Raw genomic sequence first — 25160 nt, 5'->3', positions numbered from 1 at the left:
CATCATGTTAAAATTGGATCAGTCTTATAATCGATACTTTCTATATCATAATGAGTCACATCAGCACATTTACAAACCTTTTGGTTAAAAAGAGCTATATTCTCCCCTTTTTTATAAAGTGTACTCTTATATTTAATACCATGGTATGCCTGATTGTCATTGTCTTCAATACTTTTTATAAAATCTGCTATATACTGAGTTGGTAAATAATCTAGAGGGCCGTCACTTTTTCGAACAGGTTTAGCCATTTCATTACTTATTTTTTGTAAGTGCTTTTTATTTATAGCTAGAAGTTGCGCATCTATAGTTGGATAAAAAGGACTAATTTTTTCTATCAATGTAAAATCTACTATGCGAATATCTTCTATTAATTCAAATTCTCCGATTGTTAAGTAGTCATATGCTCCAGCCCTTATTTCATGTATACTTGTAATTTGATTTGTAGCCAGATATAAATAATTTATTCCTAATGGGTTCACTCTACCAGCAGTTGCTTTTTCGGGTGGAGGTGCATACATATCCTTTGAGGAAAATTCGTTTTTATTAGATATTCTAGCTCTGTAGAATTTGGATCCTTTTTTAAAAGGTCTTTCTATATATCTAAGTAATTTTTTTAAGGCATCAGTATTTATGTAATGCGTGTGGAACCGGTTTTTTGTTTTTATCTCTGTTACGAAATCTTCCCATTTATTGTTTTTTAGGATGGATTCCTTTTCTAAATATTGTGTATCATTAGCATCTAGAATACCTATTGGTTCATAAAATAATTCAGGTGATTCTTGGTACTTTTCGGAACAAATTTCAACAATAATATGATAAATATTTTCATTTTCAATACTCTTACTGAATATATTCCAATTGTTATATAACTCATCTTTTAATAGGCTTAGTTTTTCGATAGGAAAATCACTTGGTAGACTTGTCTTAGGAGTGTAAATTGATAATAATTCATTAAAACTATCAACGAGGTTATTATTTATATTAGTATTATATATAAATACATTGTTTGAATTGCAAATGTCACATTTACCCTTGTTATTTAAACTTTCAATTATTCCTTTAATCTCTGAATCAACAAAACAATTAACACAACAAATCATTTTAATCGTTCCTCTAAGAAATTATTTATTAATTCAATGTGGTGCATTATCGCGATTTTCTTAACAGTACCTAAGCCAGGATAAGTTCCATTTTTATAATGTTTTTGAAACTCTCTAATTCCTAGAGTATCTATATTTTTTGAATAATTCCAATTGATCAATTTTTCTAAAGCCTCATAAAATTTTCCAGCTGGGTCGGTGATATCATCATTAGTATCGGACACAAAATGTTTAATACGAAGACTCATTTGATCATCGAAGTAGACAATATGAATTACTACAGCATAGGGAGCAAATCCTGTTTCAGAAAATTCTGCACCAACAATAGAAAAATCTGAAAATCCACTATAATTATCATCTCTATAATATAAATGATCTTCAGAAAAGGATTCATCTTCAATATTAACATAGTCGGCGTTTCTTAACTGTTTAGAAAACCTATCAGCTAACAATACTCTACTGTTTTTAATTTTTCTTCTAAAAGAACTTTCGTCAGGTGTGAGTGTATATATTGGCTTCTCAGTGTTAAAGATATTTAGATAATTATTTATATGGTCTGTATCATTTAAGATGACTATTAAATTCTCTTTGTTCTCGATATATTTTAATTCTGATACGCTATTATTATTGAGTATATGAGCTGGAATTACTTCGTGCTTATGTAAAGAATTTGTTAACTTATCTTTTAATGTTTCATCTTTCAGGTTGTCCAAAGCCTTTTTATAGTTCCCAACTTTTGGATTGTGTATTAGAGCAATGTGATGATCCTCTTCAGAAAAACAATTCAAAGTTTTCAGTAAAGTTGAAGTAGGTTTAATTGGTTCAACAATAGGTATTATTTTTGAACCAATTAACTTGTTCTCAACCAATTCTCGTATTGCAAGTAATTCAAACTGTCTTCCCCTTAAATATGGAAAATACATATTAATTCCCCCAATTTTTATTTAAAACACTAAATAGTTTAGCATAATCGTTTTTGTTATAATTCGAAAAATACATTAAGAATTTTAATTCATAAGGGACTTTTTCATATTCTTCTTTTACTAGCTTACTACGCTCTTTTAATATGTTTATAAAATACTTATATGCAGTATTTATTTCTATATTTGAAAACATATTTAAACACTCTTTATAATATTTAACCGGTACAGTCCTTGGAAGCTCTCCATAGTATTCAAGTATTATACGCTCATATTCTTGTTTTCTGAGAATTTTAAACATTGTTACGTGATCTAGTTGAGATGTGTCAGTGATAGGTTCTTTTCGTGTACTAATTGTATTTCTTTTTGTTAGAACACATATGCCCACTTTGGATCCATTTAAGATTTTTTGAACTTTATTATATTGAGATTCTGAAGTAACAACACAAACATGATCGAAAGCTTTAAAATAATCAGTAATTTGTGAATCTAAGCGATCGAAGGTATCTAATTCTGTTTTGATTTCGTAAACTACTGCTTTTCCATTAATTAAAATAAAATCTGCTTTTGATTTACTTATTGGAATTTCTGTTAAAGCAGTTGTAGTATTAATACTATGTCTACCTAATAAAAGCTTATTAAGAAGGGTATTTTTATAGAAATATTCATTCCTATATTGTTTACTTAAATAGTTATACATTTCTTTAATAAGATCATTGTATTGGATATAATTACCTATAGTCAAATATTTTCTTACACAAGTGTCAAATAAAGAGTTTTCATTCTGGTTTATTAACTCTTGAAATATGCTTTGAGTAAAGACCCTATTCAAGATATTATTATTACTCATAATAAACACCTGTCCTTATCATATTTATTTTTATAATATCATAACTTTTATTAAAATAACACAGTACAACAGTAACTACCTATTGCAGTTATAATAATATAGTATGTTACGATGAATGCCATCTAGCCTTTCTTTTACTACTTTAGTGCCAACATTGAATGATTGTGCCATATCATCAACAATATATTCACTTTTTAAGTCAAATAATTTTAACATATTAAATGGAATAGCAGCATAACGTGTAAATCGTTTAGCATCCCATTCTTGTAGGTCGTGAAATGCTTTAGGCATAACTAGTTGTGATCCACAGTGTCTTAGAATGTGACAAAGTTCGTGAAAAAACTGTTCACGCTGTTCTTCAAGAGTTAATCTAGAATCAATGCTTATAATTTTGCTTTTACCGTATGTAAAAGAATATGAACGTTTTTCTCTAAATCCTAATTGAATATCAAATGATATAGCTATTTTGCGAATATCCATAAGTGAAGGGGTAGTAATGCCTTTCTTTAGATAATGATTTGCTATCCATTTTTCTAAGTCGAATGGCTTATATATGTAGGACATTTTCATCACCTCAATCACATTATACGAACAAACGTTCTTTTTATCAAGATAAAAAAGAAACAGTGTCATTTACTGTTTCTATAATTTTTGTATAGCAAGATCGGATGATAATAATATGTTACGCGTATCTAGCTTTTTTAGCTTCCTCTTCTTTCCAAGGTTCAATTTTGTTACGAACCCAATCAATACTATGAGTTTTCATCCGCCATTTATCGGCTTGCAGCATGGCTTCTTTAGAATATGTAGATGTTGTAATAAATCTCGCTAAAACACAATCATGATTTTGTTTTGATGAATTTAATTCTCTTATCTCACGTACCGTAATTTGGTTTCCTGAGTTAAAATAATGCTTAATTTGAACAGCTTCATATTGCTGATGATAACGCTGATAAATAAGAAGATCTACACCGCCATCAGCACCTTTTTTCGTTTCTTTAGGCTTATATCCCTTTGCTTTGTAATACAAATAACATAATCGCTCAAATTCTAATCCAGACATTTTTTCTAAAGGCATTTTTATAATTTCTTTATCAGATAAAAGTCTAGTAGGAGGTATGTTATTGTTATCTTTATTCTTTACTTTAGATACATTTTTAGTTGATTTCTTTTTGTTTTTGGATTTTTTGATAGGAATAAAAATTGAAAGAATGCCAGTAATAATAGCCGGTAAAATTAAGGCTATTATTAAATAAATAAAGTCCAGACGATGTAACAATACTATGGATATGCCTATACAGAACAGTAATAAATAAATTAACTGTAGTATAGCTTTTCTTTGGTTTTTACCCAATGTCATTCTCCTCTTTCTTGCTTTGCTTTCCACTTTACATAGTCTATATGACGCTTAATATCGTCAATTTCCTCTTCTGTTAAACCTTCAATATCGAAGAAAAATAAGTTAGCATCTTCGGTATTATCTGCGTCATTTTTACTATCTCGATCTGTTTCCTTTTTATCGCTTTTCCCTAACAAATAATCTAGGCTAACGTCATAAAAATCAGCAATCTTTATTAATGTTTCATAATCGGGTTGACGAGTTCCTTGCTCATAATTTGCTAATTTGCCACGGGAAAAACCTAGTCTTTCAGCTGCATCATATTGACTTAAACCTTTTTCCTTTCTAAGTGAAACCAATCGTTTTTTTAACATATATTATTAACCTCCTATACTTATTATAAGAAACGTTTAGTTTCCATTCTATAAATGACACAAAAAGTTTCTGAAAAACCATTAACAGAAACAAAATGTTTCCTTGAGAAGTGAGGTGAAAAAATGAGAAACAAATTAGTCGACTGTAGAGGAGCACTCTGACGTTCAAAAGTAGCTAAAGATCTTGATATAACTCCTCAAATGTTAGGAGCAATAGAAAGAGGAGACAGAACACCTTCACTAGAATTAGCAAAAAAAGTAGCTGATTATTATAACTTAACTATAGACGAACTTTTTTTTGAACAAAAAAGAAACAAAGTGTTTCCTTGTAGAGAAGTATTAGTCTAATTAGTAAATTATATACTCCACTAAATGTAATTAATATGAATTTACTGCAAGTTTCCATCTTTACCAATAACAAAAATATGGTTAGTCCACATATTACTGCTGCATATGTTAAGAACAGGGGTGATGCAAATGGCAAAGCAAACAACCAAGAGAAAAGTCACTTATAAGATCAGAAAGGTTGATTATGGCGATATGCCAAGAGAGGAAGCATTTGAAAAAGCTTTAAAGCCGTATTTTACACCAGAAGTTATTCCAGATAATCCACGTGAAAAGGTGATGAATGCTTATTGCTAGGGTTTCAAAAATATTTATATACGGTTGTTGCTGAAGTTGATGGATGGACGTTAGATAAAACTATTGAATCAGATGTTACCTTACCAAAAAATGAAGTTGCAAAAAGAGGTTTTGAATTATTTGGCATAAATGCAAAGTTAATCGGCTATAAAATGAAAACAATTTAATTAAAGCGGTGAAAACTATGAAATTAGAAAACTGTCAGAAAAACAAAGCTTAATAAATTTAGTGAAAGATCTAAAGAAGCAAGGAGTAAAGATCGGTTTTGCAGTGAAGTTTATAGAAAAGTAGGTGAGAGGGTTGAATGATAAAGGTATAAAAAAGTAGCAAGTGCGACCACACACTTACTACAAGGGAAATTTAATTCATCTTAACTTTATCATTCTTCTCCTATTTTTTAAAGTCTTTTTACTAGTTTTTTACAAATAAAGAAGAAAATATGAGTTTGGCAATTGTACCATCGAATCTAACAATTCTATCAAGTCTCTTTCCCACAGCAGAAAAACCATTCAAAGTAATTAAACTGATTGGCTATTCCTATACAAATAAAGAACAAGAATATAGCGTTGAAAAGCGTCCGTTTGTGAAGTGATGGGAATATTTGGATTTTCTAAGTTTAGATTAACATGAAATAACATAATGGTTGAATCAAATAGGATGGACAAGCTTAGTAATTCCAGATGGCTATGATGTTTTTGATATAGACGATCAACAGGAAGAACAAGTCATTTTTGAAGCACTTTATGCAGCTGAGTTTAAATTGCATGCAATTTAAACTGTTCGAGGTTATCAGTTCTTTTTTTAGTCTACAGATAAAGTGAGAGGTCAAGATGCAAAGGTACTAATGGCAGGTGGCTTTGTAGGTGATTATCGTCTTTCTAGTAAGGGTACAAGTCGTTTTACCTAGTGAAAATACAGAAGGTAGTGAGTTAGACGAAATGCCCGTTTTTTTGAACGATTAAAAATGTTAAATAATGAAAACGATCGTCCATTCTATTTGCCAGTGAATGAGGGACCACGTGATAACATACTTTATAGTCATTGTAGCTGATGGATTGAGTTTGTGTATTCACAAAAAGATGTATTATACATTGTTCTTTTTTAAAATCGATATTTCTTCATACCATCTATCGATCAATCAGAATTTGCAAATACGTTACGTAGCGCATTTCAATTTGAACCATCCGGAACGAACTATAAAACTATGAAGCAACACAAAAAACTTTCTATTACAGGCCGCTACTAATGATAATAAGCCACAATTTAATCTAACGGAAATGGGAAATGCTGAACGGCTAGTTTATCAGAATTGTTGATCTGGAATGGATCTACACGGAGCGTATCAAAAATAGAATGGTTGGGAAGTTTGCAGCAAAAAGATTATTTAAATAGGGCTAAAATTAGCCTTTTCTTTTTTATTAGTGGTGTCATAACTTACAAGAATTGAATCAATTTTAAAGAGGTTAATAGATTAGTATTTTGAAGGGTAACAAAACTTAGTGTCATAAGTGAGGGATAAAAATGGAATACGGATATGCGAAAGTATCTACAGTTCATCAAGATTTAGAAGGTCAGATCCAAAATTAAAAGAAGAAGGTTGCGAGAAAATATATAAGGATAAATTTACTGGAACTAAAAGAGATCGTCCAGCATTTAGCAAATTGCTCCAGGTATTAGATCGAGGTGATACATTAGTTATTACTAAAATTAGATCGTTTTTCCAGGTCTACAGTAGATGGAATCAGCATGATTAAACAGTTGTTTGAAAAAGGGGTAAAGGTGCACGTATTAAATATGGAATTAGTAGAAGATACCTCAACAGGAAGGCTTATTTTTAATGTGATGAGTGCTTTTGCAGAGTTTGAGAGGGATATGATTGTAGAACGTACTTAAGAAGGAAAACAGGTTGCAAAGCAGTGTGATGATTTTCGGGAAGGTCGTCCAAAAAAATATACTAAAAAACAAATTGAACATGCGTTATTGTTGAAGAAAAATCATTCGTATAAATAAGTAGAGGAAATGACCGGGATAAGTAAGAGTACTTTGTTTAGAAATAAATGAAAATAAAAGGTGTGACTTAACTACCCGCTCGTGGTAATATATACCTAATAATATAATTATTAGTAGAAGTTAGTGAGTTGGAAGGAGCGTTTATTATGGGAAGAAGTAAAAAGACAAAATTCATTGCTTCCAAAATCAATATTAATAGCAATATTTTTAGTCTTAACAAGGAAAATCTAGTAAAGCTAATACCTGATGCTATTTTAGGAAAACCAACATTAGAAAAAAATACATGGACTTGGAAGATAACTGAAACTAAAACGATATCAGGTTATGGTGTTGAATTTATATATGGGAATCTGGTAAAGTCGCGCTATGAAAGTGTAAATGTTGTTGATGGTGATAAAATTAATAATTATAAAATTCCAAAACCTGTAGCATACTTTAGTCGATTTATATATGATCCAGTAAGTGAAGTATTAATTTTTGAGGAAACCGGGCAAATTGATAGAGATGAATTTATGGAAAGATTTCAAGACTTGATATTTAAATCAAAAATCGAAATTGGAGAAGTAATAATTAAAGTTATTCCTAAAAAAGAGGAAATATACAATAGAATCACTAATATGGATGTCTTAACCAAGATAGAATTTGACCTTATTCCTCCAAATATGCACAGTAAGGATACATTTGCATCTTTAGATGATATTATACATGAAGAAAACGCAACTAGGATGAAGGCTACTTTTGAAAATAAAGATGGGTTAAATAAAGATGGAGTATTTATAAAAAGTGGTGTAGAAAAAGTATCAAATGCATACGGTGACGTTAAAGCTTATGGATATAACAATATTCCAAGCAGAAGTAAAAGACATAAAACCAAAAGAAGTCATACTAAATTTAATTCTAGAGACTTAGTACATATGAGAACATTTCAAGATGAGAACGATTCTGACAAATTTTTTGGAAAGTTAAAGAAGTTCGCAATAGAAATGAGAGATATAATCCTCTAGAGAGGTGTGAAAATTTTGAAGCGAGATGAACGAGTAAATTTCGAAAATACATCCTTTTTTGGAATGTTAAAGATTGTAAGGTTGGGAACATTAACCTATAAAAATTTTGGTTTTTATTTTGGTTTAGTGATTGCCTTTATCTTCCTTTTTATTACAGAAGATTTTAATGAAAAGGAGTTAATTGATTTAGCTGAATATATTACTGGTGTAATACCTTCTGTTGCAGCAGCATTATTAGGTATCATTATTGCTGGTTTAGCAATCATTGTAGCGTTATCAACTGAGGATATTTATAATAAGCTGTTAAAAAATAGAACTTTGCAAAAATTATTATTTCCATTTTGGTATGTTGCCGCATTGTGGGCAATTACTACTTTTTCAGTAATCTCTTTAGGACTTATCCAAAAATTTCTTGAAGTACACATAATATACTATTTGATTGTTTTTATTATTTTTATACTTAATTATGCTCTGGTTAGTACAATTAAATTAATAGGAAATACAATAAGAATAATGGTTTATCTAGCACAATTAAAGAAATAAAATGTTGATCTTAGCTTAGAAAACTCCAAGCTGTTTTATACACAAAAATAAAACATATGTTCTATAATAAAACGAGATATTGTGTAATAATATTAAATAAAGATTTTGGAACAGAGGTGATAAAGTGATTGAAAAAAGGGATGAAAAACCAAAGTTATATAAAAATTATCCATATTTAGTATATGCAAGGGTATCTACAGATAAAGATGAACAAAAGGATTCTTTAACGAATCAAGTTGATATATGTCGTTACTGGTTAGAACAAAATAATTATGAATGGAATGACAAATCCATTTTAGAGGATAAAGCAAAGTCAGGTACAATGTTTCTTGAACGTACGGCCATGCAACTAATACTAAAAAAAGCACGTAACAGAGAAATTAAAATGGTTGTGTTTAAATCAATACATAGACTTGCCAGAGATCTAAAAGATGCACTAGAAATTAAAGAGGTACTATTAGGTCATGGTGTACGTGTTGTAACTATTGAAGAAGGCTATGATAGCGAATTTGAAGGCAAAAACGATATGAAATTTGAAATGTTCTCTATGTTTGCAGCACAATATCCTAAAACCCAATCAGTATCGATCAGTGCTGCTTTAGCTGCCAAAGTTAGAAAAGGCCATCATATTGGAAAAATTCCATACGGATATGATCGAGTAGATCAAAAGTTAGTTATCAAAGAAGATGAAGCAGCAGTTATTAGGAAAATCTTTGACTGGTACAATAACAAAGGATACGGACAAAAAACTATCACAAATAAGCTGAATGAGGGTGTAGAGAATGCTTCTATATTACCACCTAAATCAGGAGGTGTTTGGCAGCTAACTACAGTTCAACGAGTTTTGAAAAATCGTACATTTTGTGGCGATTTTATCTTAAATCAATATACTAACATAAAAGTAGACGGAAGAAAAAAACAAATTAAAAACCCTGAATCAAAATGGACGATAATTAAAAATCATCATCCAGCTATCGTTTCTAGAGAAGAGTTTGAAAAGGCTAATAATAAAGAAGTAGTTAATAATAGACGAAAAGTAACACCCTGGAACGAATTTAGAGGGCTTCTTAAATGTGGTCATTGTGGTAGCAATATGGTGATAATGCAAAGTTGGAAAAAGAAAAAAGATGGATCTAAAACACATTGGAATTATTTAAAATGCAGTAAATACAGGCGATCAAATAAATGCGTGAATCATCCTCCAATCACGTATGATAGTTTCCGTGAATTATTACTCCAGAAGTTGAAAGAGGAAACAGAAAAAGCAAGTTTTAATCTAGAATTTAATCTTACAATGAACGATCAAGTTCGAATAAGAAAATTAGAAAAAGAACTTGATGGCATAAAGCAAAAAATTGATAGGTTACTAGATATTTATTTAGAAGGAATGTTGAATAAATATGATTATGAAAGAAAAAAAGAAGAATTAGTTAAAAAAGGACAACAACTGGAGGATGAGTTATTTATATTAAATAATGCTGATAAAAGAGATTTGAATATTGAGACAATAAAGGAAGCACTAGAACAATTGAATGATACTGATCAAGATTTATATAATGTTTTTAATAAATTGTTAAAATGTGGAACAATATATGAAGATGGTTCAATTGATTTAAAATTCAAGTTTGGAAAGATTTAAAGTAAAATAGTTCTTATTTAGTGGTAATAAATTCATTGATCATGTAATTTTACTCAACAAATTTACAGAATAATTTATTATTGGTATATTATATACTATAAATAATCACTCTTTATTTCAATTAAGGAGGGAGAAAATAGTCACAAGACCACCTGTAGAACAATGTTATTGGAATGAGTTTATTACATTTATTTAATAAAAAAAGTGAAGTAAAGATGAAAAGTATTTTAGTAAATATTTATAGTGTTACAGTAACAAAAAATTATAGTTAGGTGATAAAATGGAAACGAAATTTTTTGTAATAGATTCTTCAGAAGTCCCTTCAAATCCTAATTACAGTGAAGATTTTATTTATGTTTATTTGGTGAAGGATAGTTGGAATGATTGGTGGCAATATCAGACTGTATTTGATGTGCAGTGCCAAATAAAGAATTCTTTAGAAACTTTAGGTACAATAAAAATTGGTCAAAAAGGATTAGTTTATGAGAAAGAAGAACTCTCCCCTGCTGTTCCTCCATACTTTGATCAGATACCTCCAGATTTTTTTTCAGTTGGTCAAGATGTTACCTATTATAGTACTTTATATAATCTAGGTGATGAAATAAGGTACCATATTTTAAAAGGACTTAACGATATAGCGCAAGATGAAAAGCTTTATGAGGAAGTAAAAAACGAGCACATAACAAGAAGATCCTTGTTACGTTCTATATCTAGTACTTCTGTAAAAGGCCAATTTAGAAGGCTCGCTAATGGGAATGCTAAATTAACTGAATATTTTTTTTCATATAAGCTTCCGAATAATGAAACTAGTTCATCATTTGAAGTTGAAGTGCAGCCTAATTCACGCCCTCCATCTAACCTTCATGTAATTATTGGTAGAAATGGAGTAGGTAAGACTAGACTACTTAAGAATTTAATTAATAATCTTAGAACTAATAGAAGCGAATATGGAGAAATAATTAAGAATATTAATGAGTCAAATCAAGAAGATTTATTTGCTAATTTGGTTTCTGTATCTTTTAGCTCTTTTGACCCTGGGACAGATGAATTAATGGAGTTAGAAAGTGAAGATTTAATTAGATATTATAATATTGGACTATTGAAAAAAGAAAAAATAAATGAAAAAGATGAGGTACAAAAACAAGAAGTTGATGAAGAGTTAATTGAGAAAACTGTCTATACTCCCAAAACATTAATAGATCTACAAAACGAATTTAAAGATTCTCTATTATTTTTAAGTAACAGTTCTAAAACCAAACGCTGGAAAAAAGCTATAAAAACCTTAGAGAGTGATCCAATATTTAATGGACTTGGAATTGAACATTTAATCAAACCAAAGTATAAAGATAGAATTGATAAAATTTTTAATAAGCTAAGTTCTGGACATAAAATAGTTTTATTGACAATAACAAAATTGGTTGAAACAGTAGAGGAAAGAAGTTTAGTTATTTTAGATGAACCTGAAATTCACTTACACCCTCCGTTGCTATCTGCTTTTACAAGAGCTCTTTCGGATTTGTTGATTTATAGAAATGCTGTCGCACTAATAGCTACTCATTCGCCAGTTATAGTACAAGAAGTCCCAAAAAATTGTGTGTGGATTATGAATAGAACAAATGATTTGGTTTCCTTTGAAAGACCTGAAATAGAAACATTTGGTGAAAATATTGGTACTTTAACAAGAGAGATATTTGGATTAGAAGTAACGAACTCGGGCTTTCATTCACTTTTGAGAGATATTGTAGGTCAATCCAATGATTATGATGAAGTAGTATCTCAATTTGATGAGAGATTAGGTTTAGAAGCTAAAACAATAATTCGCTCTCTTTTCTTTAAAAAGGATGGTCGTTAAATGAGAGTAGTTGAAAAACCATCTATTATCCATGAAGATATTTTAAAAGCTTGTACAAGTAATATACGTAACCAAGATTTAAAACAACGTGTTGAAGAAGAGTTGAATTATTTTAATGATAGTACAGAAAAATATAACAATATTGGCGATTTAGGTAAACTATCGCAAATTCAAAGTAGTGACACTGTAAACGATGCAATATCAAAAGAGGAAATGCTGTTTTTATATAAAAAGCTAAGTTCTAAAGGGGAGCCAGCAAGAAAATATTACGATATACTCTTACATGCTTCGAAAATTTGTCCTTTTTGTGGATATAGAATATCTGGAACCTTAGATCATTATTTACCTAAGGCGCGTTTCCCGGAATTTTCGGTTAATCCACTTAACTTAATTCCTTGTTGTAGAGATTGTAATTCAGCAAAACTAACCAATATGCCTAGTAATGAAGAGGAAACTCTACACCCTTATTATGATAATGTTGAACAAGGAAAATGGTTGTTTGCAGAAATTGATTATAAAAAAGAAATTGGTTTTAGTTTCTTTGTTCAAAAGCCTGAAAACTGGACTGACAGAAAATTCCAAAAACTGCATAACCATTTTAATGCTTTGAAACTTTCAGAGTTATATAGCATTATTGCTAGTCAAGAATTTAATGATCAAGCTCATTTTTTAAAGAAGTTGTATATAGAGAGTGGTTCAGAAATACTGAAAGATACACTGCTAGATTTTAAAAAGAGCTCAGAAAGACATTATGTAAACAACTGGAAGTCTGCTATGTACGAGGCTTTAGCAGAAAGTAATTGGTTCTGTAATGAGGGCATAGCAAATTTCCCAGTGTAAAATTTCTTGAAGTCAAAATTAAGTTTGCAATCATACCACATCTCAAATGCCATGCAGAAGCTGGGTGTAAAGGGGCGCTCACAAGCTGTAGTGGAGTTATTGCGAATGGGCGAGTTAAAGCTTTAGATAAAAACCAGTTATTCTATAGACAGGATAACTGGTTTTTAGTTTATCATGGTGCATGAATCCGTAAAATCCCTACTGCTTGAAGTCTCACTTAATCATGAAGAGATAGAAATGGGCTTATGTCGCCTAACAAAAACCTTCCGAATATACATCATAACGAAATAAACAATAATAACATTTAATAAAAATGGAAAAGCGTTAATGCCAAATGAATGATGAAAAGATACATGTTGTAGAAGAAAACTGGCATTGCTTTCACTATGCACAGTGATAAAAGGGAGCGGTACACCAAATGTGTATTCATATTTGGCTGTGTGAATCGTTGAAGGTGCTTTGTCTGGTATGAGTGACGATAAAATAAAAACAATCGGTATAGCAGTGGCGAAAATAATTTGATTTAATTGATGTCTTTTGGTTAGACGATATAAGAAGACACCCAATAATATGAAAGCAGCTATATACATGAGCATATTTTCCACATCAATTGATAAATGAAGGATGGAGGAAATAAATACAACGATGATACCGACTATCGGTGAAACTAAAAATACAAGAAGAAATTCTAATGCTGTAATAAAATAGTTACGCATAAGTGATTTTCCTTTCTTGGTTTGATGGAAGTACATATAACAAAAGCAAGTTACATGCACTTAGTTTGCAGAAGTAGATTCTCTCGTTGCTCTCCGCCATCTTAGGATTGTATTAACAACAGAAAAAAGGATCAACATCCAGAGAATACCGTTATCTAAAGAGATACCTGTAACAGATTTGCCACCTAAAAGTGTTAATACAACCATCAGCACTATAAAATAGCCTGTTAGTAACAAATTAGATTTTAACGATTTCTTCTCATTATATGTATGTTCGATATTTTTATTGAAGATCACATTTATGACAATTAATGCAATGACAATAAAAATAAATACGCCAATCGGAATAGGCACGATATCTGATAATGCAGGGAAATAATCAAAAACTAACATTGCTGTAAGCACTAAAATAATTAGAGGTGATAGTAATTTCATATAAAATAAACTCCTTATAAAAATAACGATGACTATTTCATTTTATCACGGTGTATCAGTCCGTAATACCCCCACTTTAAAATTCGAGTTCCAACAACGAGGATGAATAGGAATTAATTTCTAAATGAGTTATTGGTGTTTTATCCTATTTAGCTCCATATCGAATAATAAATGGTTATATTTTACTGTATTACAAAGTTGAACCATATGCTAATATATTATTACTTAATTGATTTACATAATATATGATGAGTTAGAACATGACTATTTATAATGGAAGCTAGAGGGGATAAAATGCAATATGTACCACTAAATATAGGAATTATTTTTATTTATTTCTTACCAAGTATTGTAGCGACTCAGAAAAAAAATCCAATAAAATAACGATATATGCAATAAATTTTTTCTTAGGATGGATTTTTATAGGTTGGGTAGCGGCGCTATATTTAGCTATGAAAAAGCCTGTAGGAAAGATTACTAAAATTTAAACTAATACACCCGTCTAACCAATAAAGGCTAGCGGGTGTATGATTTCTTAATTCATAAACCAATCCGCTCGTTCCATATGTAAAAATGGAATATCTGTATCAATTTCTCCTTTAATTTGTTTCATCTCAAAATCTTTCCCACCTACCCATTCTTCAAAATCGAATACAGTCGGTTGTGTGTCTCCACCTAACGCCATCCAAGCAGCTAATTCATTTGGGAAATAGGCAGATGTATGAATGGTACCAGCCCAATTACGATATTGTTTAGAAAAGAGGTCTTGATTAGAATCGTTGAGCATGCGGAATGCTTTTTCACCAGTTAATTCAGCGTCTATTTGATTATTCATCACAGTCAAGCGTTTATTTGAATCAACTAAATGGTGTTTATTTTCTTTGTTCATGATTTCAAAATGATTAGTACAAGTATTGCCTTGTCTTACTTCTATACCACGAGGTGATGTTTCAACAATTGTCGCAACATCACTATTCGCATCAAATAGTACATAACTGAATGAACCGCGATGTGGCATTTCTTTTAATAAGGTGACAGCTTCTTCTACATTTGCACACAATTCTAAGATAAGTCTTCCGACCATATGGCAGACAAACCCTGCTCCTGGTCGTTTTCGATTAATAAAGGTATAACCTAAAGCAAGTCCTTTTTCATTCATACCGTCACATCGCCCTGTGACACGTTGACTGACACCGATAGTCGCATACCCTTTGTCTGTAGGTTGATAGATGACATAACGACCATCATATGTTTTAGGATGATAATCATAGTTACGAATCATATAATCTTTGCCGACAAAAATGGAACAACCCGAACGCTGTAATTGCAATCGATAGCCTCCGAATTCAAGTAATACACGCTCCATTGGCCAGTCTAGTCCATCACGCAAACCTTCTAATTCTTCCCAAACAGCGGAATCGAACTGTTGAAAGATAGCTTTTGTTTCCTCCATATCAATCCGAAAACGTGGAATCCGAACTTTCCATTGCCTGTTTCGATTATGTACGAGATAAGAGTCTTTTAACTGTTTCCCTTGCATATAACCAAATTGGTAATGTGAACCACGGAATTGAATGATATCTGAATAAATCTGTTTCATGTTTCCACCTCAACTATGTATATTTTGTTCAATAGTTTTCATTATAATCTATTCTGAATATATTGAAAAAGAGGAAGATTTATATAATAATGGAGGAAGGCAGTATTAACAGATATTGGTTTAGTAAAGACAGATTTAACACTATAGGAGTGATCTTATGGAGTGGAGCTTTAACCCGTCGTTTGAATGGGGAAAATATAAGGTGAAGTGGTCACTGTATATTCTCAGTGTATTCATAACATTAGTGAGTTCAAGCATGACGATGGATGTGATAGGCATGTATATCATTCTTTTTTCATCATTGATTGCGATAATCGTTGGCATCAACAGGCTTGCATTCTATTTTGATATATCTAATAAAGTATATGTAAAGATTGCTCAAGGCTATCTATCGATGTACAGAGGTAATTTATTTGGAAAAAAGGAAATACCATTAACTGAAATTAAACACGTTGTAAATAGCAATGAGCAAGTTATTTTACTAACAGAAAATTACAAAGAATGGCCTATTGAGAAAAACTGGTTAACGAAGGAAGATGTAGCAAAGCTAATGGAAGTGTTGAATAACACGAGTGATGATAAGTAACAAGTAAGCCAAAGGAGCTTGATAAGATGAACATTAAAGGAATCAATCATGTGTGCTTTTCTGTTTCTGATTTAGAAAAGTCCCTCAAGTTTTATCAAGATGTATTTGATGCGAAGGTATTGGTGAAGGGAAAAAGCACAGCATACTTTGACTTAGCTGGATACTGGTTTGCGCTTAATGTAGAAAAAGATATTCCACGTAATGAGATTCAGCATTCCTATACACATATGGCGTTTTCCATTGATGAAAGTGAATTTAATCAGGCGGTTGAGAAACTCAAACAACTACGTGTAAACATCTTGCATGGAAGGGTAAGGGACGAGCAGGACAGGCGATCGATCTATTTTACGGATCCGGATGGGCATAAATTCGAGTTCCATACGGGTACATTAAATGATCGACTTGATTATTATCAGCAAGACAAGCCACATATGATATTTTATTAATGAAAAGGAATGTGATAACCAATGCAATATTTCTTATATTCTCTATATGCAGTGTTATTAGGAATTTTGTCTTTTATAACGGGTGAAATTGTAACATTCATTATGCTAGGTTTTATATTAATAGCGCTTCAAAATATTCTTCATACACTGAAGGAACTGTTAGAAGTTCACAAACAGAAGCAAGAATAACTTACACAATCGACCACTTGACTTCATGGTAATCATTGTGACGAACAGCATACCATTTCATCACTGGGTCATCGTGTTTAAAGGAAACAATCACCATTGCTACATCTACTGTAGGATGGTTTTGTAGATCATAATAAGAAGGAACAGCTTTAGTTGAAGGATGTGTATGAAAAACAGCTAAAACTTGTTCCTTCTTATTGATTATTTGACGTTCTGCGGCTCTCACTTCTTCTTTCGGTACGAAAAAACGTCTGCTTGACTGTAAGTGATTGTTCAAGGGCCAAAAAGAATGCACTTGATTTTTATTACCTGCTAATAATCCACATGCCTCATATGGTAACCGCTTATTACCTTCTGTAATAATTTGTTCATATATATATTCGGGAATGATAATTACTTTTTCCATAGTGACTTTGCTAATAACCAAGTTTTTTTAATACCGTTTTGTGGTTGGCTATCTTCCGGTGTTGGTTGATTTTCCACTTTTTTTGTGATTTCCGTTGATTTTGGTTGATTAACAGGTGTTGCATTAGTTACTGGCTGTTTTGCTGGAGTGGCAGGTGATTGCTCTGCTTTAGCTGTAACATCTTTTGTTTCTGATTGGTTGCTTGGTTGGGAAGTAATCGGTTCTTTCGGTGCTACCGGTTCAACAGATTCGATAGGGTTCATTGGTTCATTTTTTTTTTCGTTATTAACTGGTTCCGTTGATTTAGTAGCTGTTTGTTCTATCTGTGTCTGTGATTCTTGAAGGTCTTTTCCTGTTTTTTTTCGTACGATAATATTTTTATTTAATTCATATTTCGGGTTGTGATAGGTTTTTTTTCCATTTTGCATAGTTACCATATTAGGGTTAGCTTGGTGATTATTTATAGTTTGCCTGTTGATTGTTGTGTTAGTAGCTGGAGGCATTTGCTGGTTTTTCGGTGTTGCTGTTTTTAGCATGTTTTGTAATCTTCGATATTCACTCATTCTTCTGGAGGTTGGTTGTTGTGCTACTTCTGTTTTGGGCTGTTCTTTCATCTGAGTATAGTTTTCTTGTTGATTGACGATTTCTTTTTTAACAGCTTGTGTCTCCGTATCTGTGTGTTCAACGAGTTGTTCCATCTTTTCTAGAAGTTCTGTTATCCGTAATTCTTTTACCTCCTCTTGTATCGAATGGACATCCTTTTTTAATTGTTGGATGGAATGGTTAATCGCGTGAATCTGTGTAGCAATTTTCTGTTCCTTTTGTTCATAATTCTCGATTTTCTTCTGATAGGTATCTTCCATAACTTTCATTTCTCCTTTATATTTAACAAATTCTCTATTTATTTCCTCTACTTCTTCACGAGCTTTAAGGTAATGATTAGTATCTGTGTTTTGCCAATCTTGTAATGCTTTTTTATATCTATTAAGATCACGATTCATCTTTTCAATTTCTTCATTATTATAAAGTTTGTATTGATACATATGGATTCACCCTTTTTTCGGCACATTAATATACTATTGTTGAAACACCAATCCGTGACAAATGTGCTTATTTTTCATTTGAACTAGTAATAGGGAAGTTTCACTTTATCAAGTTGTATAAGTCTGTAATACTCCGCTTCAAGATGTAAGTGAGGGATAAATGGACGCTAACTTCCTGATAAATTTCGCTAACAATCAGTGGGTGTAAAAATCCCCCACTGATTGAAGTCTCACTTGTTCATATGATATTCGCCTAACTTCCTAAATATCATGATATTTCCGCAAATTTACTAAAACATTTTTTGGTGTGATGTCATAGGTTATATGGACAGTAATCTTACTTGGAGGTGTTTGCTCGATGCAAATGGATAAATTAACAGGAGGGCAGGAGCTTCTGTGTATCAATACAGAAAAGGTATATGACTGGATCTTAAATGAAGCAACATTTGATTTAAACTTACCGGATTTAGACCTACCAATTAACCCTGTAACTGGTGAGCAATTAGGATGTGATGATATTGATCTAGATACTGTAACATGTACAGTTACTCCTGCTGAAACAGACCCAATCGTTGTATTGAGTCGTGAAGATCAAGTGTTTATTGTAGATGGTGAAGAGGTAGAACTACAACTTGTAAACATTCGCAAAAATTTTGATGTAACGATTTGTGTAAACTTAGTAGCTGAATTTGGTGGTAGTCTAGTAGAAGTTGGAACAGCAGAATTTACTCGTTGTGAGCAAGTGATTCTTTGTGCACCAGAAGGAACAGATATTGATGTGTCGTTTACTGATTTAGAATGCTTTGTATGTAGTGCTACATGTGATACTAATCCAACAACAGGTACAGATGAATTAGATGTGATGGTAACAGTACGTCTTTGTCAAAGTATTCAATCTACGTTTGATGTTACATTAGAAGTAGTGGCAGATTTCTGTGAACCGCGTGATATTTTAGCATTCCCGGCTTGCCCAGCGCCAGCAATTCCTGCTCAGTGTCCAGTTGTTTTCCCTAGCAATGCGAATAATGACTAATGAAATATCATAGGGATAAAGAGAGGAACCTCCCTCTCTTTCTTTCTTTCTTTCTTTTTTTATTTACTTTACTTCTACGAGGTGACGATATGAAAGAACAAAATGATTTAAGCCAAAAGTTAAAGGACTGGCAGGAAGAGCAAAAGTCTTATATAGAAGAGATCAAAGAGTTAGTACAACAATTAACGATGCCAGAAAAGATCCAGATTATCTGTTATTTTACTTACTCTTTGCAGCTGAATCATGAAATCAATCTTGATAATTATGTGATTGGTTCCTTTCATGTTCAAAATGTAGGAACAAAACCATTGACAAACCCTCATATCGGTTTAACGATCTCATCCAATACAGAATTCCAATTTTCTGGTAAGTACTTATATCCTAATGCAAAACAAACATTAAGACCGTCGAATGCGTGGGAACGAATTAATGATCGCTCGGATAAAAAGGAATTCTGGCTAAAACCAATTCAGCAGGATAGAGTGAATCCAGGTGAAACACTTGTATTTTCTAATTTTCAAATTAAATGGACACCTACAAGTACATACTCAGGAATAGTTCGAGGATTTACTTATGGCAACGAACTTCCTAATGGTTTGCATGCAGTGAACCAAATAAGCGTCAATGGCTCCATCAAAGATCGACAACAGGAGGACGACCATCATGAAAAAAAATAGAAGAGACCAGACATCAATAGATATGAATCAGCTCATGACAGATTATGTGAAAGATCTAATGAATAACATGGATAAGAATGATACAAAGAAAAATAATAGCTTTATCTATCTAGAAAATGAAACATTACATATGCTCTTGTTATATTTATTAACGAGTAACCAAGACCATTTATCAGTAACATCAACAAGTGGGAACCTTTCATCCTTACATGAACAATTAGAGCTTTATATGGATGACAACCGGCAATTATATCAAGAGTTAATTCAACTAATAAAAGAACAAACAGAAAGTAGCCAGCAAAATGAATAGCTTATTGTGATTTTTACTGATTTAAGTCTTACTTTATATAATGCAGCAAACGGAAAAAAGAGACGGTCTTTGTCCAAGAGATAAAAGCACTTTTTGTATCGTTAAAGAATCATGATTGTAATATCACACGGATCGAAGTCTCACTTTATTACGGGTGCAAAAGTCTGTAGAACTCCACTTTAAGGTTCGGATTAAAATCAGGAAGCGAAAGTCGGTGATAAACGAACGCTAATTTCCTGATAAATTTCGCTAACAAGCAGCAGGAGTTCAAAAACCCCTACTGCTTGAAGTCTCGCTGTATGTATAGATGTTTCTTTGTCATCACCACCTTGTCAGACTGTGCATCCATTAATAGAATCCAAGTAAAATTGACTGTGCCTTGCTGTTCAGATAGAGGAATTATTTCAGACAGCAGCCACCTTTTCGTCGTCTAATACCTCTTTTTTTAATCTTTGATGTAATGACAACTGGTTCGTTTTTATTACCTGATTCTCGGACTGTTTTTTTAGCTGTATCTTTTGCTTTCATTTCTTCATCTCCTTCCCGATATTTTCAACTTTCTGGTGTAATATATGAGCCTTTAAATGAATTGGTGAATTTTCGTAACACTTTGCCTAGGAATGACATACTCTAGTATGGAAATGACGAGTATGGAGGAGTGTGAGGAATGTTGAATCACTTAACTGGCGGGCAAGAAGTACTTTGTATCAATACCGAAAAAGTATATGATTGGGTATTGAATGAGGCAACGTTTGACTTAGACATAGATGGGCTTGTTTTACCTATTAACACGGTAACTGGTGCACAATTAACATGCGATGACATTGACTTAAATAATGTTACGTGTGAAGTCATTCCTGCCGAAGAGCCATTTGTTATTCTAGACCGAGAAGACCAATTGTTTGTTGTAGATGGAGCGGAAGTGACATTACAAGTTGTTCATATTCGTAAATGCTTCGATGTAGTAGTATATGCGGAGTTAATTCCTGAACTTGGCGGAGGACAAATCGAAGTTGGAACAGCAACATTCAACAGATGTGAGCAAGTGATTTTATGTGCGCCAGAAGGAACGGATATTGATATTTCCTTTACTGATTTAGATTGTTTCGTTTGCTCTGTTGACTGTGATACAAACCCAGTAACAGAAATTGATGAGCTAGACGTAACGTTAACAGTCAGAGTATGTCAAAGTATTCAATCAACATTTTGTGTGACAATTGAAGTAGAAGCAGATTTCTGTCAGCCACGTGATATTTTACCTGTACCACCATGTCCAGCACCAGCAATGCCAGCCCAATGCCCAGTTGTTTTTCCAGCAATGGATAGAGACGGTGCAGCGAAAAAGAAAAAGTCTTCATGTAGTGCGAAATCGTTTGCACAAGCACCACTTGCTCAAACAATGACAACTAATGTAGAAGAAAATGTTACGGAACAAATAACGAACATAGAAACACCGTATGAAGAAGGATAAACGGAATAGTAATAATTTTCAAAGGGGATATGTTCAATCAATGAGCATCTATCCTCTTTTTATGTTTTAAGTGCTCTACTTTCACTGTTACATATCTTAGTATTAATAAAATGAAGTAATATAACATTTACTTAATTCATCAATTTAAATGTTTTCTTGTATCGGCACGTAAATATTTCAAGGAGATTTTCCACGTTCAAAACGCAAACAATTTTCACAGTAGTTGTAAATAAAGATCTTGACGATTATCTATATTGGTTTAGATGGCTCGAAATAGACATAGACAGGCATTTTTTATTTGAAAAACAAGTGGAGTAAATGCTTGTTTTATCGAGTCAAAAATCAAATCCCTATACAGTTAGAAAATGAAGATGAACCCCTTTTTTAAAGTTTACTGTTTTAACTGATTTTTCTTGCTATCTAAAAAGTCACAAAGTTTCAATTAAAGTCACGGTGCCATCACCTTCGGACAAGGGATTGCTTTAGCTATCTTGATTGTCCTACTATTGGGAAAGAAATGCGTCAATAACTATATTCTGTTCCCAAGACTCTCCAACTTAACAACTTATAAAGCTGTTAAGAGATGAGTAGTTCAACACAGATAACTTTTGCCCGAATTTATTGTGTTATAATTTAACTGAGATGTAGTATTATGGTTAGATATTTCGTCTGTTCTGGAGGTTGTTTAATGTGACGAATCCGATTACTTATAAAATTTGGACTGTAGTTATGATTCAACGAGAGGATAAAGTTTTACTGTTAAATAGGCAACATGATGATTTTAAAGGTTTTATCCCACCTGGTGGAAAAATTGATTTTCCAGAGAGTTTTGTGGAAGGAGCTATTCGAGAAGTCAAAGAAGAGACCGGCCTTAAGGTGAATAATTTAGTGTTCAAAGGTATTTCGGAGTTTGTTAATCCTACAGTTTTTGAACGGTATATTATGATGAATTATTGGACAAAGGATTTTATAGGTGATTTATTAGAAAATCCACCTGAAGGAGAACTTCATTGGATTAAGATTGAGGAAGCTAAAAATTTACCTATGCAGAAAGATATTAAAATAAGGTTTGATTTATTTTTTGAACCGGGTACATTCGAAATTCAAACTGTGTGGAACGAAGAAAAAAATGAGCCTGACGAAGTGTATATTAGAAGAACATAAGAATAAATCCGAGTTGGGCAAGCAATGGAAAGACATTGCGCGCTGACAGAAATTGAAGTCTCACTTTATGTGACAGAATAACTAATAGAAGAGGAGGTTGACAATAGGTAATGTTTGTTTCATAAGGGGAGCAGGTAAAAGGGTATAAAGAAGGTATACCATTATGAATAGCTCTGCTCAAAAATTTACTTATATGGCTGTCTGTAGCACCTTTCGCTATGAAGACAGCCTATTAATTTGCTCTTTTTTCAATATGAATAAATTGGTACAATTGTAATTAGGTTAATTGTTGCTTTATCACGGTGCATGAGTCCGTAATACCCCACTTCAAGGTTCAAGTGAAAATGAGGAAGCTAAGTGGGGTAAACGGACGCTAACTCCCTGATTGAAGTCTTGCTTTATATTAATTTTTTTCTTTTTGTCCATTCGTAGATGATGGCGTTACATTCATGAAAAAATTTAGTAGGTACTTGGTGTTTAGAATGGTGAATATAAGCAACATCTACGTCTTCTATCTTTTTGCGAAAAATATGTTGGTAAGGATGGACATAATGATCATTCGCTCCATAGATAATTAATAGTGGTACTGTAATGTGATGTAGTTCATGTTCATTGTCATAATCCAAGCCTAATTGATATTGCTTTGCTAACATTTCTGGATTTGTTCGTTTAATTTCTTGTTCCATTTCTTTTGCATCATTTTTATTAGAAAAGTGATTAAAAGAAAGAGCTTTTGCTAGTAATGGAATCCACTGTTTTTTTGCAATTGCAATCCCTATTTTATATTCCGTACGAAGTAGTAGATTTTTAGGTGCGTGATAACCGCCCATTAAAATAAGTGCCGACGTATATTCAGGATAGGAAATAGCAAATTGTTGTGCAATTAATCCACCGTTTGAATAACCACAAATAATCGCTTTGGTTATATTATTTTCATCTAGGATTTTTTTGATATCGTAAGTTAATTGCTCAAAGCATAAAGGATCATTATGTTCACTGCGACAATCTCCTCTGTTATCGAATGTTATAATGGTGAAGTTTTTTTCAAGTAACCGTTGATAACGGAAGGTTAGGTGTCCCATTGCAGGTGGAGCAATGAAAATAATCGCGTTGCCATTGCCACCTTTTTGATAATAAATTGCAGGTCTTTCTTTTGTAAAAGGCATGTGATCATCTCCAAAAAATAAGTGTAGGAGGAAGTATTCATTTAGTAGCTTGCTGTTAATTGGAGTTTTTGTCATTTTCTTATTTTTATTCTGTCGTAAACTAATTGTACAAAAATTAGCATTAGTAGGTACATTACAACTTGAGCGTGAGAAACATCGTTGGTTAAGGAGTTATTGGCAAACAGGAATCGTTTTATTTGGTATTAATGCGCTGCTCTTTTCCCTTACGTTTTTAATATTGTTTGGTTTACGTTTCGTCATGATTCCGTATATACATCTATTTGTTATGATTGGGGCGGTGAGCGTTAGTATCCTTGTCTGGCTAGTATTTGCAAGGTCATGGCATGGAAGTTCTTCGGATAGATGGAAAGTCTCTTTAATAGGAAGTAGCTTTTATTTTTTTGCTATTCATCACTTTTAGTGCTTGGTATATAACATTAGACGCTTCTTATTCAGGGGAAGATTTATTTATCACGGTGCAAACGTCCGTAAAACCCCCACTTCAAGGTTCGAGTGAAAACGAGGAAGCTAAGTGTGGGATAAACGGACGCTAACTCCCTGATAAGTTTTGCTGACAATCAGCGGGAGTCAAGAACTCTCACTGATTGAAGTCTCGCTTTATGAAAGGGTTAGGGATAATGTTACTAATTATTGTTTCATTTGTAGCATCTTTTACGAACTTATTCGTTACTGCTACATTTGTCAAACATCGAAAACAATCATTATCGATATAGTATTCATTATCTCAAAAATACGGTTCGTCAACTTAAATACTATTTCTCTTGTTTTTTAGAAAGCGAAAGTG

At 32.3% G+C, this 25160-nt stretch carries 32 protein-coding genes and 2 pseudogenes; 21 read left to right on the top strand and 13 right to left on the bottom strand.

Annotation, left to right across the window (positions count from 1 at the left end; all coding sequences use genetic code 11):
• Positions 1 to 2 precede the first annotated feature (2 nt).
• The 6 genes from SH601_RS11650 to SH601_RS11625 all read right to left on the bottom strand — a co-directional run bounded on the left by SH601_RS11650 (position 3) and on the right by SH601_RS11625 (position 4583).
• Positions 3 to 1100: an RES family NAD+ phosphorylase gene (locus tag SH601_RS11650; RefSeq protein WP_319958483.1), complete on the bottom strand. Its 1098-nt coding sequence runs from the start codon at positions 1098 to 1100 to the stop codon at positions 3 to 5.
• Entirely contained in the window at positions 1097 to 2023 is a 927-nt protein-coding gene (locus SH601_RS11645; protein ID WP_319958482.1) for a sce7725 family protein, read from the bottom strand. Before SH601_RS11645 ends, SH601_RS11650 begins: the two co-directional genes overlap by 4 nt.
• Position 2024: 1 nt before the next feature.
• Entirely contained in the window at positions 2025 to 2870 is an 846-nt protein-coding gene (locus SH601_RS11640) for a sce7726 family protein (protein ID WP_319958481.1), read from the bottom strand.
• A gap of 75 nt (positions 2871 to 2945) precedes the next feature.
• Positions 2946 to 3434, bottom strand: a complete 489-nt coding sequence (locus SH601_RS11635; RefSeq protein ID WP_319958480.1) for an ImmA/IrrE family metallo-endopeptidase — start codon at positions 3432 to 3434, stop codon at positions 2946 to 2948.
• A 118-nt stretch (positions 3435 to 3552) separates the two neighbouring features.
• Complete coding sequence (locus tag SH601_RS11630) at positions 3553 to 4224, bottom strand: restriction endonuclease (protein ID WP_319958479.1); 672 nt, start codon at positions 4222 to 4224, stop codon at positions 3553 to 3555.
• 2 nt (positions 4225 to 4226) lie between these two features.
• On the bottom strand, positions 4227 to 4583 hold the full coding sequence (locus SH601_RS11625) for a helix-turn-helix domain-containing protein (protein WP_319958478.1): 357 nt from the start codon (positions 4581 to 4583) through the stop codon (positions 4227 to 4229).
• 201 nt (positions 4584 to 4784) lie between these two features.
• Here SH601_RS11625 and SH601_RS11620 point away from each other — a divergent pair, with 201 nt between their 5' ends.
• The 11 genes and pseudogenes from SH601_RS11620 to gerE all read left to right on the top strand — a co-directional run.
• Positions 4785 to 4931, top strand: coding sequence for a helix-turn-helix transcriptional regulator (locus tag SH601_RS11620; RefSeq protein WP_319958477.1), 147 nt, complete (start codon positions 4785 to 4787; stop codon positions 4929 to 4931).
• A gap of 129 nt (positions 4932 to 5060) precedes the next feature.
• Positions 5061 to 5225, top strand: coding sequence for a hypothetical protein (locus tag SH601_RS11615; protein WP_319958476.1), 165 nt, complete (start codon positions 5061 to 5063; stop codon positions 5223 to 5225).
• Positions 5219 to 5392: a hypothetical protein gene (locus tag SH601_RS11610; protein WP_319958475.1), complete on the top strand. Its 174-nt coding sequence runs from the start codon at positions 5219 to 5221 to the stop codon at positions 5390 to 5392. The genes SH601_RS11615 and SH601_RS11610 overlap by 7 nt, the downstream gene beginning before the upstream one ends.
• A gap of 476 nt (positions 5393 to 5868) precedes the next feature.
• A complete protein-coding gene (locus SH601_RS11605; RefSeq protein ID WP_319958474.1) occupies positions 5869 to 6000 on the top strand; it encodes a hypothetical protein in 132 nt (43 codons plus the stop codon).
• 746 nt (positions 6001 to 6746) lie between these two features.
• Positions 6747 to 7235: pseudogene (locus SH601_RS11600) on the top strand (recombinase family protein).
• Positions 7236 to 7381: 146 nt separating this feature from the next.
• Positions 7382 to 8239, top strand: a complete 858-nt coding sequence (locus SH601_RS11595; protein WP_319958473.1) for a DUF4747 family protein — start codon at positions 7382 to 7384, stop codon at positions 8237 to 8239.
• 15 nt (positions 8240 to 8254) lie between these two features.
• Positions 8255 to 8782, top strand: a complete 528-nt coding sequence (locus SH601_RS11590) for a hypothetical protein (protein WP_319958472.1) — start codon at positions 8255 to 8257, stop codon at positions 8780 to 8782.
• A gap of 124 nt (positions 8783 to 8906) precedes the next feature.
• Complete coding sequence (locus SH601_RS11585; protein WP_319958471.1) at positions 8907 to 10421, top strand: recombinase family protein; 1515 nt, start codon at positions 8907 to 8909, stop codon at positions 10419 to 10421.
• A 280-nt stretch (positions 10422 to 10701) separates the two neighbouring features.
• A complete protein-coding gene (locus SH601_RS11580; RefSeq protein WP_319958470.1) occupies positions 10702 to 12273 on the top strand; it encodes an AAA family ATPase in 1572 nt (523 codons plus the stop codon).
• Positions 12274 to 13113 (top strand): HNH endonuclease, encoded by an 840-nt coding sequence (locus SH601_RS11575; RefSeq protein WP_319958469.1) that lies wholly within the window; start codon positions 12274 to 12276, stop codon positions 13111 to 13113. It begins immediately after the preceding gene.
• Between the two features lie 36 nt (positions 13114 to 13149).
• Positions 13150 to 13239: pseudogene (gerE, locus tag SH601_RS11570) on the top strand (spore germination transcription factor GerE); the annotation flags it as partial.
• Positions 13240 to 13334: 95 nt separating this feature from the next.
• On the opposite strand, the gene SH601_RS11565 reads toward gerE, so the two are convergent.
• Positions 13335 to 13829 carry a hypothetical protein gene (locus tag SH601_RS11565; protein ID WP_319958468.1) on the bottom strand — a complete coding sequence of 165 codons (495 nt, stop codon included), beginning with the start codon at positions 13827 to 13829 and terminating at the stop codon, positions 13335 to 13337.
• A 60-nt stretch (positions 13830 to 13889) separates the two neighbouring features.
• Complete coding sequence (locus SH601_RS11560) at positions 13890 to 14264, bottom strand: hypothetical protein (protein ID WP_319958467.1); 375 nt, start codon at positions 14262 to 14264, stop codon at positions 13890 to 13892.
• 299 nt (positions 14265 to 14563) lie between these two features.
• On the opposite strand from SH601_RS11560, the gene SH601_RS17645 reads away from it, so the two are divergent.
• Positions 14564 to 14752: a superinfection immunity protein gene (locus tag SH601_RS17645; protein WP_413775121.1), complete on the top strand. Its 189-nt coding sequence runs from the start codon at positions 14564 to 14566 to the stop codon at positions 14750 to 14752.
• A gap of 47 nt (positions 14753 to 14799) precedes the next feature.
• Here the strand turns inward: SH601_RS17645 and SH601_RS11555 are convergent, their stop codons facing one another.
• A complete protein-coding gene (locus tag SH601_RS11555; RefSeq protein WP_319958465.1) occupies positions 14800 to 15864 on the bottom strand; it encodes a C45 family peptidase in 1065 nt (354 codons plus the stop codon).
• A gap of 157 nt (positions 15865 to 16021) precedes the next feature.
• Here SH601_RS11555 and SH601_RS11550 point away from each other — a divergent pair, with 157 nt between their 5' ends.
• From SH601_RS11550 to SH601_RS11540, 3 genes are read left to right on the top strand one after another with little or no spacing between them, the layout of a single operon-like run.
• Entirely contained in the window at positions 16022 to 16450 is a 429-nt protein-coding gene (locus SH601_RS11550; protein ID WP_319958464.1) for a hypothetical protein, read from the top strand.
• A 26-nt stretch (positions 16451 to 16476) separates the two neighbouring features.
• On the top strand, positions 16477 to 16896 hold the full coding sequence (gene fosB, locus SH601_RS11545) for a metallothiol transferase FosB (protein WP_319958463.1): 420 nt from the start codon (positions 16477 to 16479) through the stop codon (positions 16894 to 16896).
• Between the two features lie 21 nt (positions 16897 to 16917).
• On the top strand, positions 16918 to 17085 hold the full coding sequence (locus tag SH601_RS11540; RefSeq protein WP_319958462.1) for a hypothetical protein: 168 nt from the start codon (positions 16918 to 16920) through the stop codon (positions 17083 to 17085).
• A gap of 1 nt (position 17086) precedes the next feature.
• Here the strand turns inward: SH601_RS11540 and SH601_RS11535 are convergent, their stop codons facing one another.
• Positions 17087 to 17491 (bottom strand): M67 family metallopeptidase, encoded by a 405-nt coding sequence (locus SH601_RS11535; RefSeq protein ID WP_319958461.1) that lies wholly within the window; start codon positions 17489 to 17491, stop codon positions 17087 to 17089.
• Complete coding sequence (locus tag SH601_RS11530; RefSeq protein WP_319958460.1) at positions 17479 to 18534, bottom strand: hypothetical protein; 1056 nt, start codon at positions 18532 to 18534, stop codon at positions 17479 to 17481. The genes SH601_RS11535 and SH601_RS11530 overlap by 13 nt, the downstream gene beginning before the upstream one ends.
• Positions 18535 to 18892: 358 nt before the next feature.
• Between SH601_RS11530 and SH601_RS11525 the strand changes: the two genes are divergently transcribed.
• From SH601_RS11525 to SH601_RS11515, 3 genes are all read left to right on the top strand, one after another.
• On the top strand, positions 18893 to 19567 hold the full coding sequence (locus SH601_RS11525) for a BMQ_0737 family morphogenetic spore coat protein (protein ID WP_319958459.1): 675 nt from the start codon (positions 18893 to 18895) through the stop codon (positions 19565 to 19567).
• An 89-nt stretch (positions 19568 to 19656) separates the two neighbouring features.
• Positions 19657 to 20244 (top strand): hypothetical protein, encoded by a 588-nt coding sequence (locus tag SH601_RS11520; RefSeq protein WP_319958458.1) that lies wholly within the window; start codon positions 19657 to 19659, stop codon positions 20242 to 20244.
• Positions 20231 to 20554, top strand: coding sequence for a hypothetical protein (locus SH601_RS11515; RefSeq protein WP_319958457.1), 324 nt, complete (start codon positions 20231 to 20233; stop codon positions 20552 to 20554). The genes SH601_RS11520 and SH601_RS11515 overlap by 14 nt, the downstream gene beginning before the upstream one ends.
• Positions 20555 to 20953: 399 nt before the next feature.
• On the opposite strand, the gene SH601_RS11510 is transcribed toward SH601_RS11515, so the two are convergent.
• Positions 20954 to 21082, bottom strand: coding sequence for a hypothetical protein (locus SH601_RS11510; RefSeq protein ID WP_319958456.1), 129 nt, complete (start codon positions 21080 to 21082; stop codon positions 20954 to 20956).
• A 139-nt stretch (positions 21083 to 21221) separates the two neighbouring features.
• Between SH601_RS11510 and SH601_RS11505 the strand changes: the two genes are divergently transcribed.
• Complete coding sequence (locus SH601_RS11505; RefSeq protein ID WP_319958455.1) at positions 21222 to 22025, top strand: BMQ_0737 family morphogenetic spore coat protein; 804 nt, start codon at positions 21222 to 21224, stop codon at positions 22023 to 22025.
• Positions 22026 to 22715: 690 nt separating this feature from the next.
• Positions 22716 to 23189 (top strand): 8-oxo-dGTP diphosphatase, encoded by a 474-nt coding sequence (locus SH601_RS11500; protein WP_319958454.1) that lies wholly within the window; start codon positions 22716 to 22718, stop codon positions 23187 to 23189.
• A 398-nt stretch (positions 23190 to 23587) separates the two neighbouring features.
• Here SH601_RS11500 and SH601_RS11495 read toward each other — a convergent pair whose 3' ends face one another.
• Entirely contained in the window at positions 23588 to 24355 is a 768-nt protein-coding gene (locus SH601_RS11495; protein WP_319958453.1) for an alpha/beta fold hydrolase, read from the bottom strand.
• Positions 24356 to 24404: 49 nt separating this feature from the next.
• Between SH601_RS11495 and SH601_RS11490 the strand changes: the two genes are divergently transcribed.
• Entirely contained in the window at positions 24405 to 24776 is a 372-nt protein-coding gene (locus SH601_RS11490; RefSeq protein WP_319958451.1) for a hypothetical protein, read from the top strand.
• Positions 24777 to 25160 lie beyond the last annotated feature (384 nt).

The sequence above is a fragment of the Gracilibacillus pellucidus genome, from assembly GCF_033949965.1.
Taxonomy (GTDB): domain Bacteria; phylum Bacillota; class Bacilli; order Bacillales; family Amphibacillaceae; genus Gracilibacillus; species Gracilibacillus pellucidus.
The sequence above is the reverse complement of the archived record's forward strand: the minus strand, read 5'-3'. Positions and strand labels throughout refer to the sequence as shown.

What these genes read in the sequence shown, in the direction of transcription:
- SH601_RS11560 (WP_319958467.1), bottom strand. Translation starts at nt 14,264, where the DNA reads ATGAAATTACTATCACCTCTAATTATTTTAGTGCTTACAGCAATGTTA.
- SH601_RS11525 (WP_319958459.1), top strand. Translation starts at nt 18,893, where the DNA reads ATGCAAATGGATAAATTAACAGGAGGGCAGGAGCTTCTGTGTATCAAT.
- SH601_RS11540 (WP_319958462.1), top strand. Translation starts at nt 16,918, where the DNA reads ATGCAATATTTCTTATATTCTCTATATGCAGTGTTATTAGGAATTTTG.
- SH601_RS11520 (WP_319958458.1), top strand. Translation starts at nt 19,657, where the DNA reads ATGAAAGAACAAAATGATTTAAGCCAAAAGTTAAAGGACTGGCAGGAA.
- SH601_RS11615 (WP_319958476.1), top strand. Translation starts at nt 5,061, where the DNA reads ATGGCAAAGCAAACAACCAAGAGAAAAGTCACTTATAAGATCAGAAAG.
- SH601_RS11620 (WP_319958477.1), top strand. Translation starts at nt 4,785, where the DNA reads ATGTTAGGAGCAATAGAAAGAGGAGACAGAACACCTTCACTAGAATTA.
- SH601_RS11640 (WP_319958481.1), bottom strand. Translation starts at nt 2,870, where the DNA reads ATGAGTAATAATAATATCTTGAATAGGGTCTTTACTCAAAGCATATTT.
- SH601_RS11625 (WP_319958478.1), bottom strand. Translation starts at nt 4,583, where the DNA reads ATGTTAAAAAAACGATTGGTTTCACTTAGAAAGGAAAAAGGTTTAAGT.
- SH601_RS11555 (WP_319958465.1), bottom strand. Translation starts at nt 15,864, where the DNA reads ATGAAACAGATTTATTCAGATATCATTCAATTCCGTGGTTCACATTAC.
- SH601_RS11535 (WP_319958461.1), bottom strand. Translation starts at nt 17,491, where the DNA reads ATGGAAAAAGTAATTATCATTCCCGAATATATATATGAACAAATTATT.
- SH601_RS11550 (WP_319958464.1), top strand. Translation starts at nt 16,022, where the DNA reads ATGGAGTGGAGCTTTAACCCGTCGTTTGAATGGGGAAAATATAAGGTG.
- SH601_RS11595 (WP_319958473.1), top strand. Translation starts at nt 7,382, where the DNA reads ATGGGAAGAAGTAAAAAGACAAAATTCATTGCTTCCAAAATCAATATT.
- fosB (WP_319958463.1), top strand. Translation starts at nt 16,477, where the DNA reads ATGAACATTAAAGGAATCAATCATGTGTGCTTTTCTGTTTCTGATTTA.
- SH601_RS11645 (WP_319958482.1), bottom strand. Translation starts at nt 2,023, where the DNA reads ATGTATTTTCCATATTTAAGGGGAAGACAGTTTGAATTACTTGCAATA.
- SH601_RS11515 (WP_319958457.1), top strand. Translation starts at nt 20,231, where the DNA reads ATGAAAAAAAATAGAAGAGACCAGACATCAATAGATATGAATCAGCTC.
- SH601_RS11505 (WP_319958455.1), top strand. Translation starts at nt 21,222, where the DNA reads ATGTTGAATCACTTAACTGGCGGGCAAGAAGTACTTTGTATCAATACC.
- SH601_RS11510 (WP_319958456.1), bottom strand. Translation starts at nt 21,082, where the DNA reads ATGAAAGCAAAAGATACAGCTAAAAAAACAGTCCGAGAATCAGGTAAT.
- SH601_RS11635 (WP_319958480.1), bottom strand. Translation starts at nt 3,434, where the DNA reads ATGTCCTACATATATAAGCCATTCGACTTAGAAAAATGGATAGCAAAT.
- SH601_RS11495 (WP_319958453.1), bottom strand. Translation starts at nt 24,355, where the DNA reads ATGCCTTTTACAAAAGAAAGACCTGCAATTTATTATCAAAAAGGTGGC.
- SH601_RS11575 (WP_319958469.1), top strand. Translation starts at nt 12,274, where the DNA reads ATGAGAGTAGTTGAAAAACCATCTATTATCCATGAAGATATTTTAAAA.
- SH601_RS11565 (WP_319958468.1), bottom strand. Translation starts at nt 13,829, where the DNA reads ATGCGTAACTATTTTATTACAGCATTAGAATTTCTTCTTGTATTTTTA.
- SH601_RS11530 (WP_319958460.1), bottom strand. Translation starts at nt 18,534, where the DNA reads ATGTATCAATACAAACTTTATAATAATGAAGAAATTGAAAAGATGAAT.
- SH601_RS11580 (WP_319958470.1), top strand. Translation starts at nt 10,702, where the DNA reads ATGGAAACGAAATTTTTTGTAATAGATTCTTCAGAAGTCCCTTCAAAT.
- SH601_RS11650 (WP_319958483.1), bottom strand. Translation starts at nt 1,100, where the DNA reads ATGATTTGTTGTGTTAATTGTTTTGTTGATTCAGAGATTAAAGGAATA.